The sequence below is a fragment of the Pseudomonas sp. yb_5 genome (genome assembly GCF_043103865.1).
In the GTDB taxonomy this organism is placed as follows: domain Bacteria; phylum Pseudomonadota; class Gammaproteobacteria; order Pseudomonadales; family Pseudomonadaceae; genus Aquipseudomonas; species Aquipseudomonas putida_Y.
Genome location: NZ_JBICKE010000074.1, coordinates 20,550 through 35,881 on the forward strand (window position 1 = coordinate 20,550; position 15,332 = coordinate 35,881).

At 63.4% G+C, this 15,332-nt stretch carries 15 protein-coding genes; 5 read left to right on the top strand and 10 right to left on the bottom strand.

The genetic code is table 11. From position 1 onward, the window contains the following. Positions 1–2: 2 nt before the first annotated feature. The 10 genes from kdpA to ACF8GF_RS11785 all read right to left on the bottom strand — a co-directional run bounded on the left by kdpA (position 3) and on the right by ACF8GF_RS11785 (position 8,137). Positions 3–1,697: a potassium-transporting ATPase subunit KdpA gene (gene kdpA / locus ACF8GF_RS11740; protein WP_392488395.1), complete on the bottom strand. Its 1,695-nt coding sequence runs from the start codon at positions 1,695–1,697 to the stop codon at positions 3–5. A gap of 9 nt (positions 1,698–1,706) precedes the next feature. Then, positions 1,707–1,796: a K(+)-transporting ATPase subunit F gene (gene kdpF / locus ACF8GF_RS11745; RefSeq protein ID WP_003251485.1), complete on the bottom strand. Its 90-nt coding sequence runs from the start codon at positions 1,794–1,796 to the stop codon at positions 1,707–1,709. A gap of 238 nt (positions 1,797–2,034) precedes the next feature. After that, complete coding sequence (locus ACF8GF_RS11750; protein ID WP_176682189.1) at positions 2,035–3,087, bottom strand: AI-2E family transporter; 1,053 nt, start codon at positions 3,085–3,087, stop codon at positions 2,035–2,037. Positions 3,088–3,099: 12 nt separating this feature from the next. Continuing rightward, the gene (locus tag ACF8GF_RS11755; RefSeq protein WP_176682188.1) at positions 3,100–3,894 is read right to left on the bottom strand and encodes a DUF4892 domain-containing protein; all 795 of its coding nucleotides are present in this window, start codon (positions 3,892–3,894) and stop codon (positions 3,100–3,102) included. Between the two features lie 109 nt (positions 3,895–4,003). Next, positions 4,004–4,858 carry an alpha/beta hydrolase gene (locus ACF8GF_RS11760; RefSeq protein WP_176682187.1) on the bottom strand — a complete coding sequence of 285 codons (855 nt, stop codon included), beginning with the start codon at positions 4,856–4,858 and terminating at the stop codon, positions 4,004–4,006. Further along, on the bottom strand, positions 4,855–5,643 hold the full coding sequence (locus tag ACF8GF_RS11765; protein WP_209969870.1) for an alpha/beta fold hydrolase: 789 nt from the start codon (positions 5,641–5,643) through the stop codon (positions 4,855–4,857). Before ACF8GF_RS11765 ends, ACF8GF_RS11760 begins: the two co-directional genes overlap by 4 nt. 92 nt (positions 5,644–5,735) lie before the next feature. Continuing rightward, entirely contained in the window at positions 5,736–6,110 is a 375-nt protein-coding gene (locus ACF8GF_RS11770) for a hypothetical protein (protein WP_176682186.1), read from the bottom strand. 162 nt (positions 6,111–6,272) lie between these two features. Then, positions 6,273–6,731 carry a phosphohistidine phosphatase SixA gene (gene sixA / locus ACF8GF_RS11775; protein ID WP_176682185.1) on the bottom strand — a complete coding sequence of 153 codons (459 nt, stop codon included), beginning with the start codon at positions 6,729–6,731 and terminating at the stop codon, positions 6,273–6,275. Beyond that, positions 6,728–7,075, bottom strand: coding sequence for a DUF4389 domain-containing protein (locus ACF8GF_RS11780; RefSeq protein WP_176682184.1), 348 nt, complete (start codon positions 7,073–7,075; stop codon positions 6,728–6,730). The genes sixA and ACF8GF_RS11780 overlap by 4 nt, the downstream gene beginning before the upstream one ends. Before the next feature lie 36 nt (positions 7,076–7,111). Beyond that, positions 7,112–8,137: an NAD(P)H-dependent glycerol-3-phosphate dehydrogenase gene (locus ACF8GF_RS11785; protein WP_176682183.1), complete on the bottom strand. Its 1,026-nt coding sequence runs from the start codon at positions 8,135–8,137 to the stop codon at positions 7,112–7,114. Positions 8,138–8,413: 276 nt separating this feature from the next. Between ACF8GF_RS11785 and ACF8GF_RS11790 the strand changes: the two genes are divergently transcribed. The 5 genes from ACF8GF_RS11790 to fabB all read left to right on the top strand — a co-directional run bounded on the left by ACF8GF_RS11790 (position 8,414) and on the right by fabB (position 15,301). Beyond that, on the top strand, positions 8,414–10,528 hold the full coding sequence (locus tag ACF8GF_RS11790; RefSeq protein WP_176682182.1) for a TonB-dependent receptor domain-containing protein: 2,115 nt from the start codon (positions 8,414–8,416) through the stop codon (positions 10,526–10,528). Continuing rightward, entirely contained in the window at positions 10,528–11,418 is an 891-nt protein-coding gene (locus tag ACF8GF_RS11795) for an ABC transporter substrate-binding protein (protein WP_176682181.1), read from the top strand. The genes ACF8GF_RS11790 and ACF8GF_RS11795 overlap by 1 nt, the downstream gene beginning before the upstream one ends. Further along, positions 11,415–13,346 (top strand): ATP-binding protein, encoded by a 1,932-nt coding sequence (locus ACF8GF_RS11800; RefSeq protein WP_176682180.1) that lies wholly within the window; start codon positions 11,415–11,417, stop codon positions 13,344–13,346. Before ACF8GF_RS11795 ends, ACF8GF_RS11800 begins: the two co-directional genes overlap by 4 nt. A gap of 207 nt (positions 13,347–13,553) precedes the next feature. Beyond that, a complete protein-coding gene (fabA, locus tag ACF8GF_RS11805; RefSeq protein WP_003251509.1) occupies positions 13,554–14,069 on the top strand; it encodes a 3-hydroxyacyl-[acyl-carrier-protein] dehydratase FabA in 516 nt (171 codons plus the stop codon). 11 nt (positions 14,070–14,080) lie between these two features. Further along, positions 14,081–15,301, top strand: coding sequence for a beta-ketoacyl-ACP synthase I (fabB, locus tag ACF8GF_RS11810; protein ID WP_176682179.1), 1,221 nt, complete (start codon positions 14,081–14,083; stop codon positions 15,299–15,301). Positions 15,302–15,332 lie beyond the last annotated feature (31 nt).

The window sequence follows — 15,332 nt, forward strand, 5'->3', positions numbered from 1 at the left end:
CCTCAAAAACCCAGGCTAAGGTGTTCGGCGATTGGCCCAAGGGCCAGGGACGGCAGGAAGGTCAGGCCTCCGATCAGCAGGATGGTCACCAGCAGCAAGCCGGTGAACAGCGGGCCGTGGGTGGGGAAGCTGTTCTGCCCCAGCGGCGCGCTTTTCTTCGCCGCCAGGCTGCCGGCCAACGCCAGTATCGGCAGGATGTAGCCGAAGCGGCCGATGAGCATGGCCAGGCCGATCATCAGGTTGTGATACACGGTGTTGGCGCCAAAGCCGGCAAAGGCCGAGCCGTTGTTGGCCGAACCCGAGGTATAGGCATACAGCAACTGGCTGAATCCATGCGCCCCCGGGTTGGTGACCGCCCCGGCCGGGCCTGGCAAGCTGGCGGCGATGGCGCCAAGTACCAGCACACCAACCGGCATCACCAGCAGGGTTGCCACCAGCAGTTGCACCTCACGGGCCTGCAGTTTCTTGCCCAGGTATTCCGGCGTGCGCCCAATCATCAGTCCGGCCAGGAACACCGCGATCAGCACGAACAGCAACATGCCGTACAGCCCGGCGCCAACACCGCCGAAGATCACCTCGCCGACCATCATGTTGACCATCGCCACCATACCGGTCAGCGGGTTCAGGCTGTCGTGCATGGCGTTGACCGAACCGTTGGAGGCGGCGGTAGTGGTGACCGCCCACAGCACCGAACCGGTGGTGCCGAAGCGGCTTTCCTTGCCCTCCAGGGGGGCGGTCTGCTGCACCTGCGTGCTTTCCAGCGCTGGGTTCGGCTGGTGCTCGGACCACAACGCCGTGCTGCCACCGATCAGGAACAGGGCAAGCATGCAGGCGAGGATGGCGCGGCTCTGGCGCAGATCCTTCACGTAGTGACCGAAGGTGAACACCAAAGCCACCGGAATGAGGATGATCGACGCCACCTCGAACAGGTTGCTCCAGGCCGTAGGGTTCTCGAACGGGTGCGACGAGTTGACGCCGAAGAAGCCGCCGCCATTGGTACCCAGTTGCTTGATGGCGATCTGGCTGGCGGCCGGCCCCAACGGAATGGTCTGGTCGGCACCTTGCAAGGTCAGCGCGTGGGCGTAGTCGGCAAAGGTCTGCGGCACGCCCTGCCAGACCAGCAACAGCGCCAGCAGGACGCACAGCGGCAACAGGCCGTAGAGGGTGGCGCGGGTCATGTCGACCCAGAAGTTGCCCAGCGTCGTCGCACTGCGCCGGGCGATACCGCGGCACAGGGCAACCAGCACAGCCAGGCCGGTGGCAGGGCTGACAAAGTTCTGCACGGTCAGGCCAAGCATCTGGCTCAGGTAGCTGACCGACGCCTCACCGCTGTAGGCCTGCCAGTTGGTGTTGGTAACGAAACTGACGGCGGTGTTGAACGCCAGTGACCATTCCTGGCCAGGCAGGTGCTGAGGGTTGAATGGCAGGTAACCCTGCAACTGCAGCACTGCGAACAGCAGCAGGAAGCCGACCAGGTTGAACGCCAGCAGGGCCAGAGCGTATTGCCGCCAGTTCTGCTCCTGGTTGGCGTTCACACCTGCCAGCCGGTAACAGCCCTGCTCGACCGGCCCCAGCACAGGCGTCAGCCAGGTACGCTGGCCCTCCATGACCTTGAAGTAGAACCGCCCGAGCCAGGGTGCCGGTAGCAGCACGATGGCAAAGAATGCCAGGAGCAAGGCGAAATCGTAACTGTGCATGGCCGCTCCCTAGCTGCGATCGGCGCGCAGCAGCGCCACCAGCAGATAAAACGCCAATGCCACTGCCAGCAGCAGTGACAGCCCGTCGAGCATGTTCATGTGTGGTTCTCCCCGTGTTACGGCTTGGGCCGCTTTAGGGAAATTGTCCGAGGGAGGGGCGTAAAGGGGCGAGAGCGGGGTGTGGGGGTGGGTATAAAGAATGCGTAAAAATCAGCGTTGTGGTCTGCCTGTAACGGCCCTTTCGCGGGCACGCCCGCTCCCACAGATACTGCACAGCCTTCAAGGCCTGTGTGGTACCTGTGGGAGCGGGCGTGCCCGCGAAAGGGCCGTTACAGGCTTACTGTTGTGGCGGCTGCTGCGCCGCGTTACGGCTCCAGTCCAGCAACAGGCTGTAGCCTACCGCCAGCAAGGTCGGCCCGATGAACAGGCCAATGAAGCCAAAGGCAAGCAAGCCACCGAACACGCCCAGCAGCACGATCACCAGCGGCAGGTTGCCGCCACGGCTGATCAGGTACGGTTTGAGCACGTTGTCCACGCCGCTGATGACGAACGTGCCCCAGACTCCCAGGAACACCGCCATGCCGTATTCGCCCTTCCACACCAACCAAGCGGTGGCCGGGATCCATGCCAGTGGCGGCCCCATGGGGATCAGGCTGAGCATGAAGGTCACCACCCCCAGCACGATCGCCCCGGGCACCCCCGCGATCAGGAAGCCGATCAGCGCCAGCAGGGCCTGCGCGGCCGCCGTGCCGATCACCCCGTTGACCACCCGCTGAACGGTAGCGGCTACCAGTTCCAGGTAATATTCGGCACGTTCGCCCACCAGCCGGTGCAGCAAGCGCAGCACGAATGCCGCCAAACGCGGCCCGTCGCGGTAGAAGAAGAACACGAACACCAGGCTCAGGGTCAGCTCCAGCACGCCGCTGCCAATCTGCGCGCTGCGCGCCAGCAACCAGTTGCCCACTTGCCCTAAGTAAGGCTTGATCGAGGCAAGCAAGGCTGCGCCTTGCTGGTCCAGCGATTGCCAACTATTGACCAGACGCTCGCCAACGAAGGGAATGCCACCCAGCCAGGCCGGCGCATCGGGCAGGCCGTCGACCTGCACGTCACGCACAAACGCCGTAGCGTCGCGAATGTGATCGGCCAGGTTGAACCCCAGCCACACCAGCGGCAGTGCCACGATCAGGATCCAGGCCATGGTCAGCAGGCCGGCTGCCAGCGTCTCACGCCCGCCCAGCAGGCGCGTCAGGAAGCGCATCAACGGCCAGCTGGCAAAGGCCAGGATGGCCCCCCACAGCAATGCCGATATGAACGGTGCCATCACCCACAGGCCGGCACCCAGCAACGCCACCAGCAGAATCTGGACCAGCAGGCGATCATTGTTAACCATGATGGTGCTCGTTCAACGGATCAGTTCAAGGTGCAGGCCGTCTGCAGGCGCACTGCCGACTTCAAGGCGGCGGCTGCGCACCCCGGCCTTGACCAGCGCCTCGCGCCAGGCCTCAGCCTGGGCGCCACTGAGGCTGACGCGCAAGCTGCTGTCGAGGTTCAGGCTGCGGGCCAGCAGGTTTACCCAGGTGTCTTGCGGCGCGGCAAGGTCAGGGTAGTCGAGCTTGCCGGTGTCGAGCATTTCGCGCAGCACCGTGGCCGCGGTTGGCAGCAGCTCGCCCAGCGGGCTGCCTGCGATGAACTCTTCCACATGCAGGTAGGCGCGGCGGTTGCCACGGGTAACGCTGTACAGCGCGACCAGGGTGTCGGCCTCTTCTGCCGAGCGGCGTAGCAAAATGAACGCCTGCTGCTCATCGCCACCGTTGAGGCGGGCATTGCCGAATACATCATTGGCCCACAGGCTGGCCTCACCGCAATCACGCCCCTGGCACCAGAACAACGGGTAGCCACCGTCACGTACAAGTGCTTCGCGAGCATTGGTGAAGGCCTCACGGGCAGTACGTTCAACGGGCAATTCGTAGGTCACCGAGCTGACCTGACCACGGCTCTCGACCTTGTCATCGACCCGCAGGCGGCCACTGATCTTGCGCAACGGGCCCATCGGGTAGACCCGCTCCTGCTCGACGGCCGGGCGTTGATCAACCACCTTGGCGTCCTGCGGTACCGGCAGGCTACCGGCCCACAACACGGGGCTGGCGAGCACCAGGCAGGCCGCCAGGGCAGTGCGAATGGAAACAGGCGCGCTCATTGGCGAACCAGGCGGCGCTCAGCGCCGAATTGAAGCTCCAGGATGTCTGGCAGTTGCATGGTTGTCTCCCTGTTCAACCCGCCAAGCCTCGACACTTGTCCGGTGCAAGTCAAGCAAAGCCAAAGAAGCGATTGATACAGTCTGCAACAAGGACCGCGCCCTGCGCATCATTCAGGTGCAGGTGATGGCCGCCGGGCAGCGTCACCTGTTCAAAGGGTAGCTGCTCCAGCAACCCGGTGTGGCGCGCCAGCATGCCGTCGGCAGCCACCACCAACAGCGCCGGGCAACTCACCCGCCGCACATAGGCCATGGCCTGGGCCTCGCTCAGGCGCACCGGTGAGGGCAGGGTCAAGCGGCTGTCGCTGCGCCAGCTGTAGCCACCGGGCACCGGCATAAGGCCACGCTGGGCCAGCAGCTCGGCCGCCTCGCGGCTGACCGCGACCATGCCTTTCATCCGGGCTTGCACACCGGCTTCCAATGTCGCATACACCGACTTGCGTTTGCCATCCAGCCGCAACTGGGCTTGCAGTGCCATCCCTAAGCGCTCGCCGGCATCCTGTTCGGCGCCGGTCGGCGGGATGACGCCGTCGATCAACGCCAGGTGACTGACCCGATCGGGCAATGCCCCGGCCAGTTGCACCGAAATGATCGCGCCCAGCGAATGCCCCAGCAGGGCGAAACGCTGCCAACCCAGTTGCTCGGCCACGCGCAGCACGTCATGGGCATAGTCGGCCAGGGCATAACCGGCACCGAGCGGGCGGTGCTCCGAGTAACCATGGCCGGCCAGGTCCAGGGCGACGATGCGTAGCCCTTTCAGTTGCGGTGCCAGGCGGGCAAAGCTGTTGGCGTTGTCCAGCCAGCCATGCAGGGCAATCACCGGCAGCCCGTCTTCGGGGCCGAACAGGTGTGCAGCCAGCTCGATATGGCCCAGGCTCAGGCGAATTTCCTCTACGTGCGCGCTCATGCCTGGCTCCAGCGGTCGAACAGGCCCTTGATCAGGCTGGCAGTGTCGGCCGGACGCTCAAGCGGGAACATGTGCCCACCCGGTACGCTGTGGTATTCACCTTTGGGCATGCCGCGCACAGCCAAGGTGTGGTGGCGACGAATGACGTTGCTGCGGTTGCCGCGCACCATGGCCAGCGGTACCTGCAACTGGCGCGCAGGGGCGGGGCTGGTATGCGGGATGCTGCGGTAGATGCTGATTTCAGTGGCAGGGTCGAAGCGCAACTGTAGCCCCTGCTCCACCGCCTGCAGGCCGTGTTCTACATAAGCGTCGAGGCAATCGGGATCGAAATGACGGAACAGTGATTTGCCCGCGAAATAGTCCCGGGCGCTGTCGCGGTCGTTGAAGGTTTCGCGACGCCCCAGGGTGCGCCCGGCCGGTGTGATGCGGTCGATGAAACCAAAGCGCTTGGCAGTGCGCAGCAGCCATTGATCAGCGCGGGTGAGCACCGGAGAGTCGAGCATTACCAGCCCCCGGTAGTACTCGGGGCAGCGCAATGCTGCGTGCAGGTGCAACACGCCACCCAGCGAATGACCAACGCCCCAGACTGGCTGGTCCTGCTGCGCCAGGTGATGCAACAATTCATCGACCAGGCTTTGCCAGTTTTCGTCCACGGGAAAGCGCGGGTCATGGGCATGCTGGGCCAGGTGCTGCACCTGATAGTCCGGCGCCAGCGCTGCAAACAGCTTGCCGTAGGTGGCCGATGGGAAACCGTTGGCATGAGCGAAGAAGATCTGCTGCGACATGGCGCCTGGTCCGGAGCGGAATGATGGCCCATTGTCGGCATCGCGCAGCGGTTCGGCAATGTCCATAAAGGTCATCGGCGAGGGGGATCAGGTCATGCCGAACGGTCGAAACTGCTCAACGACCGCCGCAGGCAAGCCTGCATGTAGGCCACTTGGCTCTCCAGCGCCTCGCGGGCCAGACGCTGGTCCTGGCAGTCCAGTTGCAGGCGGCGCAAGGCCAGACAACTGGTTTGCAGCAGGTGCGAGACCCGAAGGCAGGCGTCCTGCAATGTACGCAGGTCCTGCTCGCATTGTTGCCTCGCTGCGGGCTCCAGCCTGGGGTTGTCGTTCACCTTGCGCATCAGGTGGTACAGCTTGGCATCGGCCGATTCGCGCAGCAGGCTGTATTGGGCGAAATCCAGCGAAGTACCTTGGTCAACCTGTTCCAGGGTGGGTTGCAGGTCCAAGCAACGCAACAGTTCCAGCATTTCACCCCTCATTCGCCATTCCCTGATATTTGCCGTGGGGCAACGCTAGCAAGCGCTGGTGAAGCGCGACAACTGACAAAAATGCCAGTTGCCTTATCGATCATTACCCACGCCAGCATTCAAGTCCGAGCGAAACAGTGGCCTGCACAAGCCATCGCACGTTCAAGCGGGTGAGTGGATGGCCCGAAGGGTCATCAACCCGGCCAGCGGCCACTCACCTTCCAGTTCCGCCAGGCTGGCAGTACTCATGGCTGCCGGCTGTTGCCTGTGGCCGTGCTCCAGCGCCCCGACCAGGTTACCGACCAACGGCTGGTGGCTGACCAGCAACACCTGCTCAAACCCCAGGCGCTCGATTTCGCCGATGACCTGCTGCACATCACCCTCGGGCGTCAGCCAGGGCACTGTGCGCACCGGTTCGGCGAAGCCCAGGGTGTCATGCACCAACGCGGCGGTCTGCTGGGCGCGCACGTAAGGGCTGGCGAAAATCGCCTGCAATGGCTGCCCGATCAGGCGAGCAGCACTGTGCAACACCTGCTCGCGACCATGGGCAGTCAGCCGGCGCTCGGCGTCTTTATTGGCCCGCGGCTCGGCTTCACCGTGGCGCAGCACCCACAGCTTCACAGCTTGGGTTCCTCGTCACGCACTGGATGCGCGGCCGGCGCGACGGCGTGCGCGGCTTCACCTTCCGGCGCACGCGGGGCCGGCCAGTCAGCGAACGGCCATGGCTTCTGGTCGCTGTGGAAACTGCCGAAACGGCCGATCTGTGCCAGGTACTGGCTCAGGCTGTCACCGAAGTTCATGAGACTGGCGCTCGGCGCCCCATACACCAGTCGGTAGATCAACTGTACAAGCACCAGGCCACCCAGCAGCACCTCGGCCAGTTGCCAGACCACCAGGAACACCAGCATCCACAGCACCCGCAGGATGATCGACTCGCGCTGGGCGCGTTCGGGCGTATCGTTCATGTGTTGCTCCTTGCTCGTGTCAGAGCCGCCAAGGGCTCAGTTGAAACCGCTGATGGAAATGAAATCGACATCGGTCTTGGGCTCGGCGCGCATCAGGTGCTCGATCACCTGGTTCAGCGTGCGGCCTTCGAACAGGATGGCATGCAGGCCAGCGACCAGCGGCATGTACACCTGCACTTGCTGGGCCTTGGTCTTGAGCACCTTGAGCGTGTTGACACCCTCGGCCACTTCGCCCAGGCGGTTGACCGCCTCTTCCAGGCTTTGGCCCTGACCCAGTGCGTAGCCAACCTGATAGTTGCGGCTCTTGGGCGAGGAGCAGGTGACGATCAGGTCACCGACACCGGCCAGGCCGAGGAAGGTCATGGGGTTGGCGCCCTGGCTGACGGCGAAGCGGGTCATCTCGGCCAAGGCCCGAGTAATCAGCATGCTCTTGGTGTTCTCGCCCATTCCCAAGGCCACAGCCATGCCGGCGATGATCGCGTAGACGTTCTTCAGTGCCCCACCCAGTTCGACGCCGAAACGGTCGGCACTGGCGTAGACGCGGAAGGTGCGCCCGTGCAGCACGGCCTGTACCTGCTGGCACAGTTCTTCGTGCTCACTGGCCACCACTGTGGCAGTCAGTGCATGTTCGGCGATTTCGCGCGCCAGGTTCGGCCCCGACAAAACGCCGATGCGCGCCTCGGGGGCGATTTCCTCGAGGATCTGGCTCATCAGCTTGAAGCTTTGCGCTTCGATGCCCTTGGTCAGGCTGACCAGGCCTTTGCCGCGCAGCAGCTCGGCATGGGGTGCCAGCACACTGCGCAAGGCACTCGATGGCAAGGCAACGAAGATCAGCTCGCTGGCCTGCAGGGTGGCCAGCAGGTCGTTGACCGGCTCAACCCCATCGTGCAAGCGGATACCCTTGAGGTAGCGCGGATTCTCGCGATTCACGCGCATGGCCTCGGCCTGCGCCGGGTCGCGCATCCATTGGCGCACCGGCACACCGTTTTCCGCCAGCAGGTTCGCCACGGCGGTGCCGAAGCTGCCGCCGCCCAGCACCGCAACAGGTTGCTGTTCAGTCATATCCAATCCATTAAAGCCAAAAGTTAAGTGGCGACCCCGCTATTATACGGCTCGCCTGCCATGCGCCAAGGCTAGCAACGCAGATGACACGGTCATGGCCACACGTTGCAACAAATGAAGAAGCAAGCTTGCTCGCGATGCACCGCCCGCGCGGCGCTCGATGTCCGCCCCATGAAAGCGTCAAGACAGACACGCTGCAAAACCGCTGCAGATCACTGGAAAATACGCCAAGGTCAGTTACCATGCCTGTTTCAATCCTGAAACAAAGGCCGCCCCGTGTTTCCTGGCACGCCCCCGTACCCGCGCCTGCTGTTATTGACCGCCCTGCTCGGCGGTCAGGCCGTGGCCGACGACTTGTTCATCGACAACACCGATCTGCCGCAGATTCTGACCGCCACACGCCTGAAACAATCCCCCGCCGCTGTACCGGGCAGCATGACCGTACTCGACAGCGAACTGATTCGCGCCAGCGGTGCCCGTGATATCCCCGAACTGCTGCGCCTGGTACCCGGCATGATGATCGGCTACGGTGCCGGTAATCAACCCACGGTCAACTACCACGGCAGCAACGTCAACGATGCACGGCGCATGCAGGTACTGATCGATGGTCGCTCGGTGTACCGCGCAGGCCTGGCCACGGTGGACTGGAGCGACATCCCCTTGGCCATGGAGGATATCGAGCGCATCGAGGTGTTCCGCGGCCCGAACACCGTCAGCTATGGCGCCAACGCGCTGATGGCGGTGGTCAACATCCTCACCCGCAAGCCCGCCGACAGCCATGGCACACGGCTGAAAGTGACGCGCGGCCAGGACGGCATCAACGACTTCTATGCCAGCCACGGCTTCGGTTGGGACGGTGGCGACATGCGCCTGTCGCTGTCGGGCCAACAGGACGATGGCTTCGATGAGAACCAGTTCGGCCAGGACTACCGCGACAGCCGCCGCCTGACCCGCTTCAACCTCAGCGCCAACCACAACCTGGCGGTCGACCAGACCCTGGAGTGGCAACTGGCGGCCAAGGAAGGCAGCAATCAACGGCCCTACACCTACCAGCCGGTGTTCCAGAAGTACGAGTCCGGGAACAATGCCGACGTCAACGCCAAGGACTATGCGGGCTCGTTGCGCTGGACCAAAGACTTCAGCGCTGAGCACAGCCTTTATATCCAGGGCTCAGCCCAGCATTTTGATCGCCAGCAAGTGTGGCGTGCCTGTGATGCCTTGCAGTCGTTCAGCCCCGAACTGACCCAGCTCTGGCAGATGAACCCCGATTTCGCCGAGAAAGTGGCGCGCGGTATTGCGACTGGCGCCCCCCTTTCCACTGACGACCCGGCCCTGAAAGGGCTTCTGCAGAAAGTGCAGCAACAATGGGAGATGGGTGGAAGGGAGCAGGTCTGCGGCGATGTCGACCAGAGCACCCGTGAAACCCGCTATGACCTGGAAATCCAGGACACCCTGAGCCTGACCGACAGCCTGCGCCTGCTCAGTGGCATGAACTACCGCTATGACCGCGCCGACTCGCAGACCTACTTCAACGGCAGCCTCGACGACCAGACCTGGCGCCTGTTCGGCCAGCTGGAATGGCGGGCCGACGAGCACTGGATATTGCAAGGTGGGGCCATGTTCGAAGACTCGCGCCTGTCTGGCAGTTCGCTGACACCGCGCGTCGCGGTCAACTACCTGATCACGCCACGCCACGGCCTGCGTGCGGTGTACTCCGAAGCGGTGCGCTCGCCCGACATGTTCGAGAACAACGTCAACTGGAGTTACACAGTCAAGAACCTGACCCCCAATGCATTCGGGCTGCAAAACGGTGAGTACTTCGTCAAGACCCGTGGCCCTGGTGACCTTGAACAGGAGCGCATGCGCTCGCGCGAGCTAGGCTACAACGGCTACTTCAGCGACATCGACCTGAGCCTGGATGTGAAGCTGTTCTACGACGAGATCACCGGCATGATCAGCGAGCCTCTGAGGAACAATCAGTACATCGCCAGCAACGCCAACAAGGCCCGTTTCAGCGGCAGCGAGGCGCAAATGGACTGGCGCCCTACCCTGCGCGACCGCCTGCGCCTGACCTATGCCTACGTCGATGCCTGGGCCAGCAACCCCGACGACCGCCGCCTCAGCGCCCGCAACAGCGGCTCGGCAGGGTGGATGCGCGAATGGGGGGCCGGCTGGTCGAGCGCACTGTTCTATTACGGCGACGATGCCCTCAACCAGTATCGCTACGAGCGTCTGGACCTGCGCCTGGCCAAGCGTTTTCGGGTGTATGGCAGCAACCTGGAGCTGGCAGCGCTGTGGCAGCAGCGCCTGGACGATGAACCCACCTCGGCCCTGCAGAACCGCTACGACAGCCGTCACCGCCTGAGCGTGAGCGCGGAGCTGGAGTTCTGATGGCCCTGCTGCTGCGCCTGTTGCTGCTGTGCCTGTGGCCGTTGGGGCCTTTGTCCGCCAGCGAAATCATGCTGGTGGGGGCCGAGGACCAGCCCGGTATACGCAGCTTCATCGCCGCACTGGAAAGCCGCCGACCGCACGATCATGTGCAGTTTCGCACCACCGCCAACCTGCCACGCCCAGGCAAGCTCAAAGCCGACCAACGCCTGATCCTGCTCGACAGCGCAGCACTGGAATGGCGCCTGGGGGAAACCGCCGGCCCGCCGGCACTGGTCATGCGGGTCAGCCGGGTACAGGCTGAACAGCGCCTGGGAAAGTCGCGCCCCGCGTTCCTCACACTCTTGTGGAGCGACGCACCGTTGGGACGGCAACTGCGCCTGGCACGCTACTTGTTGCCGCAGGCCAGGCGCATTGGCGTGCTGTACGGCGAGCACAGCCGCTTCTTGCTGGACGAACTGCGCAATGCCGCACGGCCGCTAGGCCTGGAAATCGTTGCTCAGGACTGGTCCGACCCGCGTGACAACCGGCCCCTGCAGCACCTGCTGGGCAACAGCGATGTGCTACTGGGCCTGGACGACCCTGACTTGTACAACTCCAAGACTGCAAAGAACCTGCTGTTGAGCAGTTATGGCCGGCAGATGGCGCTGATCGGCCCGAACGCCGGCTTCGTTCGCGCTGGCGCCCTGGCCAGCACCTACAGCGACCAGGACGACTGGCTGTGGGTGCTCGACCAGTTGCTCGACCAGCCGCCGACGCGCTGGCCGCGCAGCCTGTACCCAGTGCGCTACGGGGTCAGTGGCAACCAGCAGGTGGCCCGTGCCCTGGGTCTTGAACCGATCGATCAGAACGCCGCCGTCAAGGCCCTGGCCGAGGGAGAACCCACCCCATGAGCAAACGCTTGAGCTGGGACATTCATACCCGCACGCAGATCATCAGCCTCGGCCCCGCCCTGCTACTGACCTTGATCTTGATCAGCTTCTTTACCTTCGTGCGCATCCAGGACCTGCGCCAGGAACTCAACCACACCGGGCAACTGATCGCCAACCAGTTGGCACCGGCGTCGGAGTACGGGGTGATTTCGGGCAACAACGAAGTGCTCGAAGGGCTGATGCGCGCCACCCTCAGCATCCCGCACGTGCGCTTTCTGGAAGTGCAGGACAGCCGCAACCACATCCTGGTGTACGTCGAGCAGTCCGACGAAAGCGCCAACCGCGCGCAACAGGTCGAAGTGTTCCAGGCGCCGATTCGCCTGCAACAAATCCGCCTGGACAACGACTTCCTGCAACAGGGCAAAACCACCACCCCGGCCATCGGTGACGACTACCTGGGCCGGGTGATCGTCGGCATGTCCGATGACGCCTTCAGCCAGCGCCAGCAGGAAATCGTGATCAAGGCCGGGATCCTGGCGCTGTTCGCCCTGCTGTTCACCTTTTTGCTGGCTCGCCGCCTGGCCCTGAGCCTGGCCAAGCCGATCAGTGACATGGGGCATGCGGTCAAGGCTATTCAGCAAGGCGAGTACAACACCCCCCTGCCGGTAGTCGACGACAGCGAGCTGGGCCACCTGGCCCGCCACATCAACAACCTGGCCAGCGCCCTGGAACAGGCCAGTGATGAACAGAAGCAGGCCATTGCCGAACTCATCCAGGCCCGCGAGGAGGCCGAACAGGCCAACCGCGCCAAATCGGATTTCCTGGCGATGATGAGCCATGAGTTGCGCACCCCGATGAATGGCGTGCTGGGCATGCTGCAACTTCTGGAAACCACACCGCTGAGCAGTGAACAGGCCGATTACACGGCAGTGGCCAGCGAGTCCACCGGGCATTTGCTCAAGGTCATCAACGACATCCTCGATTTTTCGCGCATCGAACGCGCCGCGTTGCAACTGGAACACATCGACTTCAACCTCGGCGAGCTGATCACCAGCAGTGTCCAGTCGTTCCAGCACAGCGCCCAGCAACGCGGCCTGGACCTGCAGTTGCAGCTGCCGGCCGGCATCGAGCAACTGCAGGTGAACGGCGACCCCACACGCATCCGTCAGATCCTGCTGAACCTGGTAGGCAATGCCCTGAAATTCACCGAGCGTGGCCAAGTGCAAGTCGACGCACGCTGGCAGGTGCTCGACCGGCAGCTGATCTGGCTGACCTGCAGCGTGCGCGACACTGGCATCGGCATCGACAGCGACCGCCTGGAAATGATGTTTGTCGCCTTCCAGCAGGCCGACAGCTCGATTTCCCGTCGTTATGGTGGCACCGGGCTGGGGCTGTCGATCGCTCGAACCCTGGCCGAACGCATGGGCGGCAAGCTACGCGGTGAAAGCCGCGAGGGCCTGGGCTCGACCTTCACCCTGGAGATGCCGCTGGCCCTCGCCAACCCTGTCCCCGTCCCGCTGACGCCGCCTACGACTGCACGAACGACGGTGACGGACAATGATCAGGTACTGCTGGTGGAGGACAATCCGGTCAACCGGAATGTCGTAGAAGCGATGCTGCGCAGCCTGGGGCTGGCAGTATGCACGGCAGAAGATGGCCTCGAAGCCGTCGAGCTGGTCGGCCGGCAGCGCTTTGCTGCCGTGCTGATGGATTGCCGCCTGCCGCACCTGGACGGCTATGAAGCCACCCGACGCATCCGCCAGTTGCCCAACGGCGCAGGGCTACCGATCATCGCCCTGACCGCCAATGCCTTGCAGGGCGACCGTGAGCGTTGCATGGCCGCCGGCATGGACGACTACCTGAGCAAACCCTTGCGCCGCACCGAATTGCAGCAGGTGCTGCAGCGCTGGTTACCCGGTCAGACAACCGCGACTGGCGATAAATGCTAAAGTGCGGCAGTCTTAAACACTGGACAGGACCTTCATCGGACCTGAAAATAGACGTTTCAGTGCACACCTGTACTTCTTTCACCAGGTGCGCTGTGACTTTCACCACAACGCAATAGTCTACCTGTAGGCTGCCGTCTCGAAGCGCTTGGTTTTCGGGCCGGCCGGGAAGATTCATCCCCTGCCGCAGGGGGTTATTGAGGAGCTCGCATGACCAAACAACACGCCTTTACTCGGGAAGACCTGCTGCGCTGCAGTCGCGGTGAGCTGTTCGGCCCAGGTAATGCGCAACTGCCCGCGCCGAACATGCTGATGGTCGATCGCATCACCCATATCAGCGAAGAAGGCGGCAAGTACGGCAAAGGTGAGTTGGTCGCCGAGCTGGATATCAACCCGGACCTGTGGTTCTTCGCCTGCCATTTCGAAGGCGATCCGGTAATGCCGGGCTGCCTGGGCCTCGATGCCATGTGGCAGCTGGTTGGCTTCTTCCTCGGCTGGCAGGGCCTGCCGGGCCGTGGCCGCGCCCTGGGTTCGGGCGAGGTGAAATTCTTTGGCCAGGTACTGCCTGAAGCCAAGAAAGTCACGTACAACATTCACATCAAGCGCGTCCTGAAGGGCAAGCTGAACATGGCCATCGCCGATGGCTCGGTCAGCGTCGACGGCCGCGAGATCTACACTGCCGAAGGCCTGCGGGTCGGCGTGTTCACCTCCACTGACAATTTCTAAGGGTTATTCGCATGCGCCGCGTCGTTATCACTGGTCTGGGCATCGTATCGTGCCTGGGCAATGACAAAGCTACCGTCACCGAAAACCTGCGCAACAGCCGTCCGGGTATCCGTTTCAACCCGGAATACAAGGAAATGGGGCTGCGTAGCCAGGTTTCCGGGTCCATCGACCTCAACCTCGAAGAACTGATCGACCGCAAGGTTTACCGCTTCGTCGGCCACGCGGCTGCCTACGCCTACCTGGCCATGCAGGACGCGATCAAGGACTCCGGCCTGACCGAAGAGCAGGTTTCCAACCCGCGTACCGGCCTGGTGGCTGGCTCCGGCGGCGCCTCGACCCTGAACCAGATGGAAGCGCTGGACACCCTGCGTGAGAAGGGCGTCAAGCGCGTCGGCCCATACCGTGTAACCCGCACCATGGGCAGCACCGTGTCGGCATGCCTGGCCACCCCGTTCAAGATCAAGGGCATCAACTACTCGATCTCGTCGGCCTGCGCCACCTCGGCTCACTGCATCGGCACCGCACTGGAGCAGATCCAGTGGGGCAAGCAGGACATCGTCTTCGCCGGCGGTGGTGAAGAAGAGCACTGGAGCCAGTCGTTCCTGTTCGATGCCATGGGCGCCCTGTCGACCAAGCGCAACGAAACCCCGGAACTGGCCTCGCGCGCCTACGACGCTGACCGTGATGGCTTCGTCATCGCTGGCGGTGGCGGCATGGTCGTGGTCGAGGAACTGGAACACGCCCTGGCACGTGGCGCCAAGATCTACGCCGAAATCGTTGGCTACGGTGCCACTTCCGACGGCTACGACATGGTTGCACCGAGCGGCGAAGGCGCCATCCGCTGCATGCAGCAGGCGCTGTCCACCGTCGACACCCCGATCGACTACCTGAACACCCACGGCACCTCGACCCCGGTCGGTGACGTGGCCGAGATCAAGGGCGTGCGTGCCGTGTTCGGCGACAAGGCACCGAAGATCAGCTCTACCAAGAGCCTGTCGGGTCACTCGCTGGGCGCCGCCGGCGTGCACGAGGCGATCTACTGCCTGCTGATGATGGAAAACAACTTCATCGCCGGCTCTGCCAACATCGACGAGCTGGACCCGGAAGTCGCCGACTTGCCAGTCCTGCGTAAAACCGAAGAAAACGCCAAGATCGATACGGTCATGAGCAACAGCTTCGGCTTCGGCGGCACCAACGCCACCCTGGTACTCAAGCGCTGGGAAGGCAAGTAAGACGCTGCTGCTGTAAATGAAAACGCCCCGA

Excerpts from the sequence above, each read along its gene's own strand:
- kdpA (WP_392488395.1), bottom strand. The coding sequence starts at position 1,697 with ATGCACAGTTACGATTTCGCCTTGCTCCTGGCATTCTTTGCCATCGTG.
- kdpF (WP_003251485.1), bottom strand. The coding sequence starts at position 1,796 with ATGAACATGCTCGACGGGCTGTCACTGCTGCTGGCAGTGGCATTGGCG.
- ACF8GF_RS11750 (WP_176682189.1), bottom strand. The coding sequence starts at position 3,087 with ATGGTTAACAATGATCGCCTGCTGGTCCAGATTCTGCTGGTGGCGTTG.
- ACF8GF_RS11755 (WP_176682188.1), bottom strand. The coding sequence starts at position 3,894 with ATGAGCGCGCCTGTTTCCATTCGCACTGCCCTGGCGGCCTGCCTGGTG.
- ACF8GF_RS11760 (WP_176682187.1), bottom strand. The coding sequence starts at position 4,858 with ATGAGCGCGCACGTAGAGGAAATTCGCCTGAGCCTGGGCCATATCGAG.
- ACF8GF_RS11765 (WP_209969870.1), bottom strand. The coding sequence starts at position 5,643 with ATGTCGCAGCAGATCTTCTTCGCTCATGCCAACGGTTTCCCATCGGCC.
- ACF8GF_RS11770 (WP_176682186.1), bottom strand. The coding sequence starts at position 6,110 with ATGCTGGAACTGTTGCGTTGCTTGGACCTGCAACCCACCCTGGAACAG.
- ACF8GF_RS11780 (WP_176682184.1), bottom strand. The coding sequence starts at position 7,075 with ATGAACGATACGCCCGAACGCGCCCAGCGCGAGTCGATCATCCTGCGG.
- ACF8GF_RS11785 (WP_176682183.1), bottom strand. The coding sequence starts at position 8,137 with ATGACTGAACAGCAACCTGTTGCGGTGCTGGGCGGCGGCAGCTTCGGC.
- ACF8GF_RS11795 (WP_176682181.1), top strand. The coding sequence starts at position 10,528 with ATGGCCCTGCTGCTGCGCCTGTTGCTGCTGTGCCTGTGGCCGTTGGGG.
- ACF8GF_RS11800 (WP_176682180.1), top strand. The coding sequence starts at position 11,415 with ATGAGCAAACGCTTGAGCTGGGACATTCATACCCGCACGCAGATCATC.
- fabA (WP_003251509.1), top strand. The coding sequence starts at position 13,554 with ATGACCAAACAACACGCCTTTACTCGGGAAGACCTGCTGCGCTGCAGT.
- fabB (WP_176682179.1), top strand. The coding sequence starts at position 14,081 with ATGCGCCGCGTCGTTATCACTGGTCTGGGCATCGTATCGTGCCTGGGC.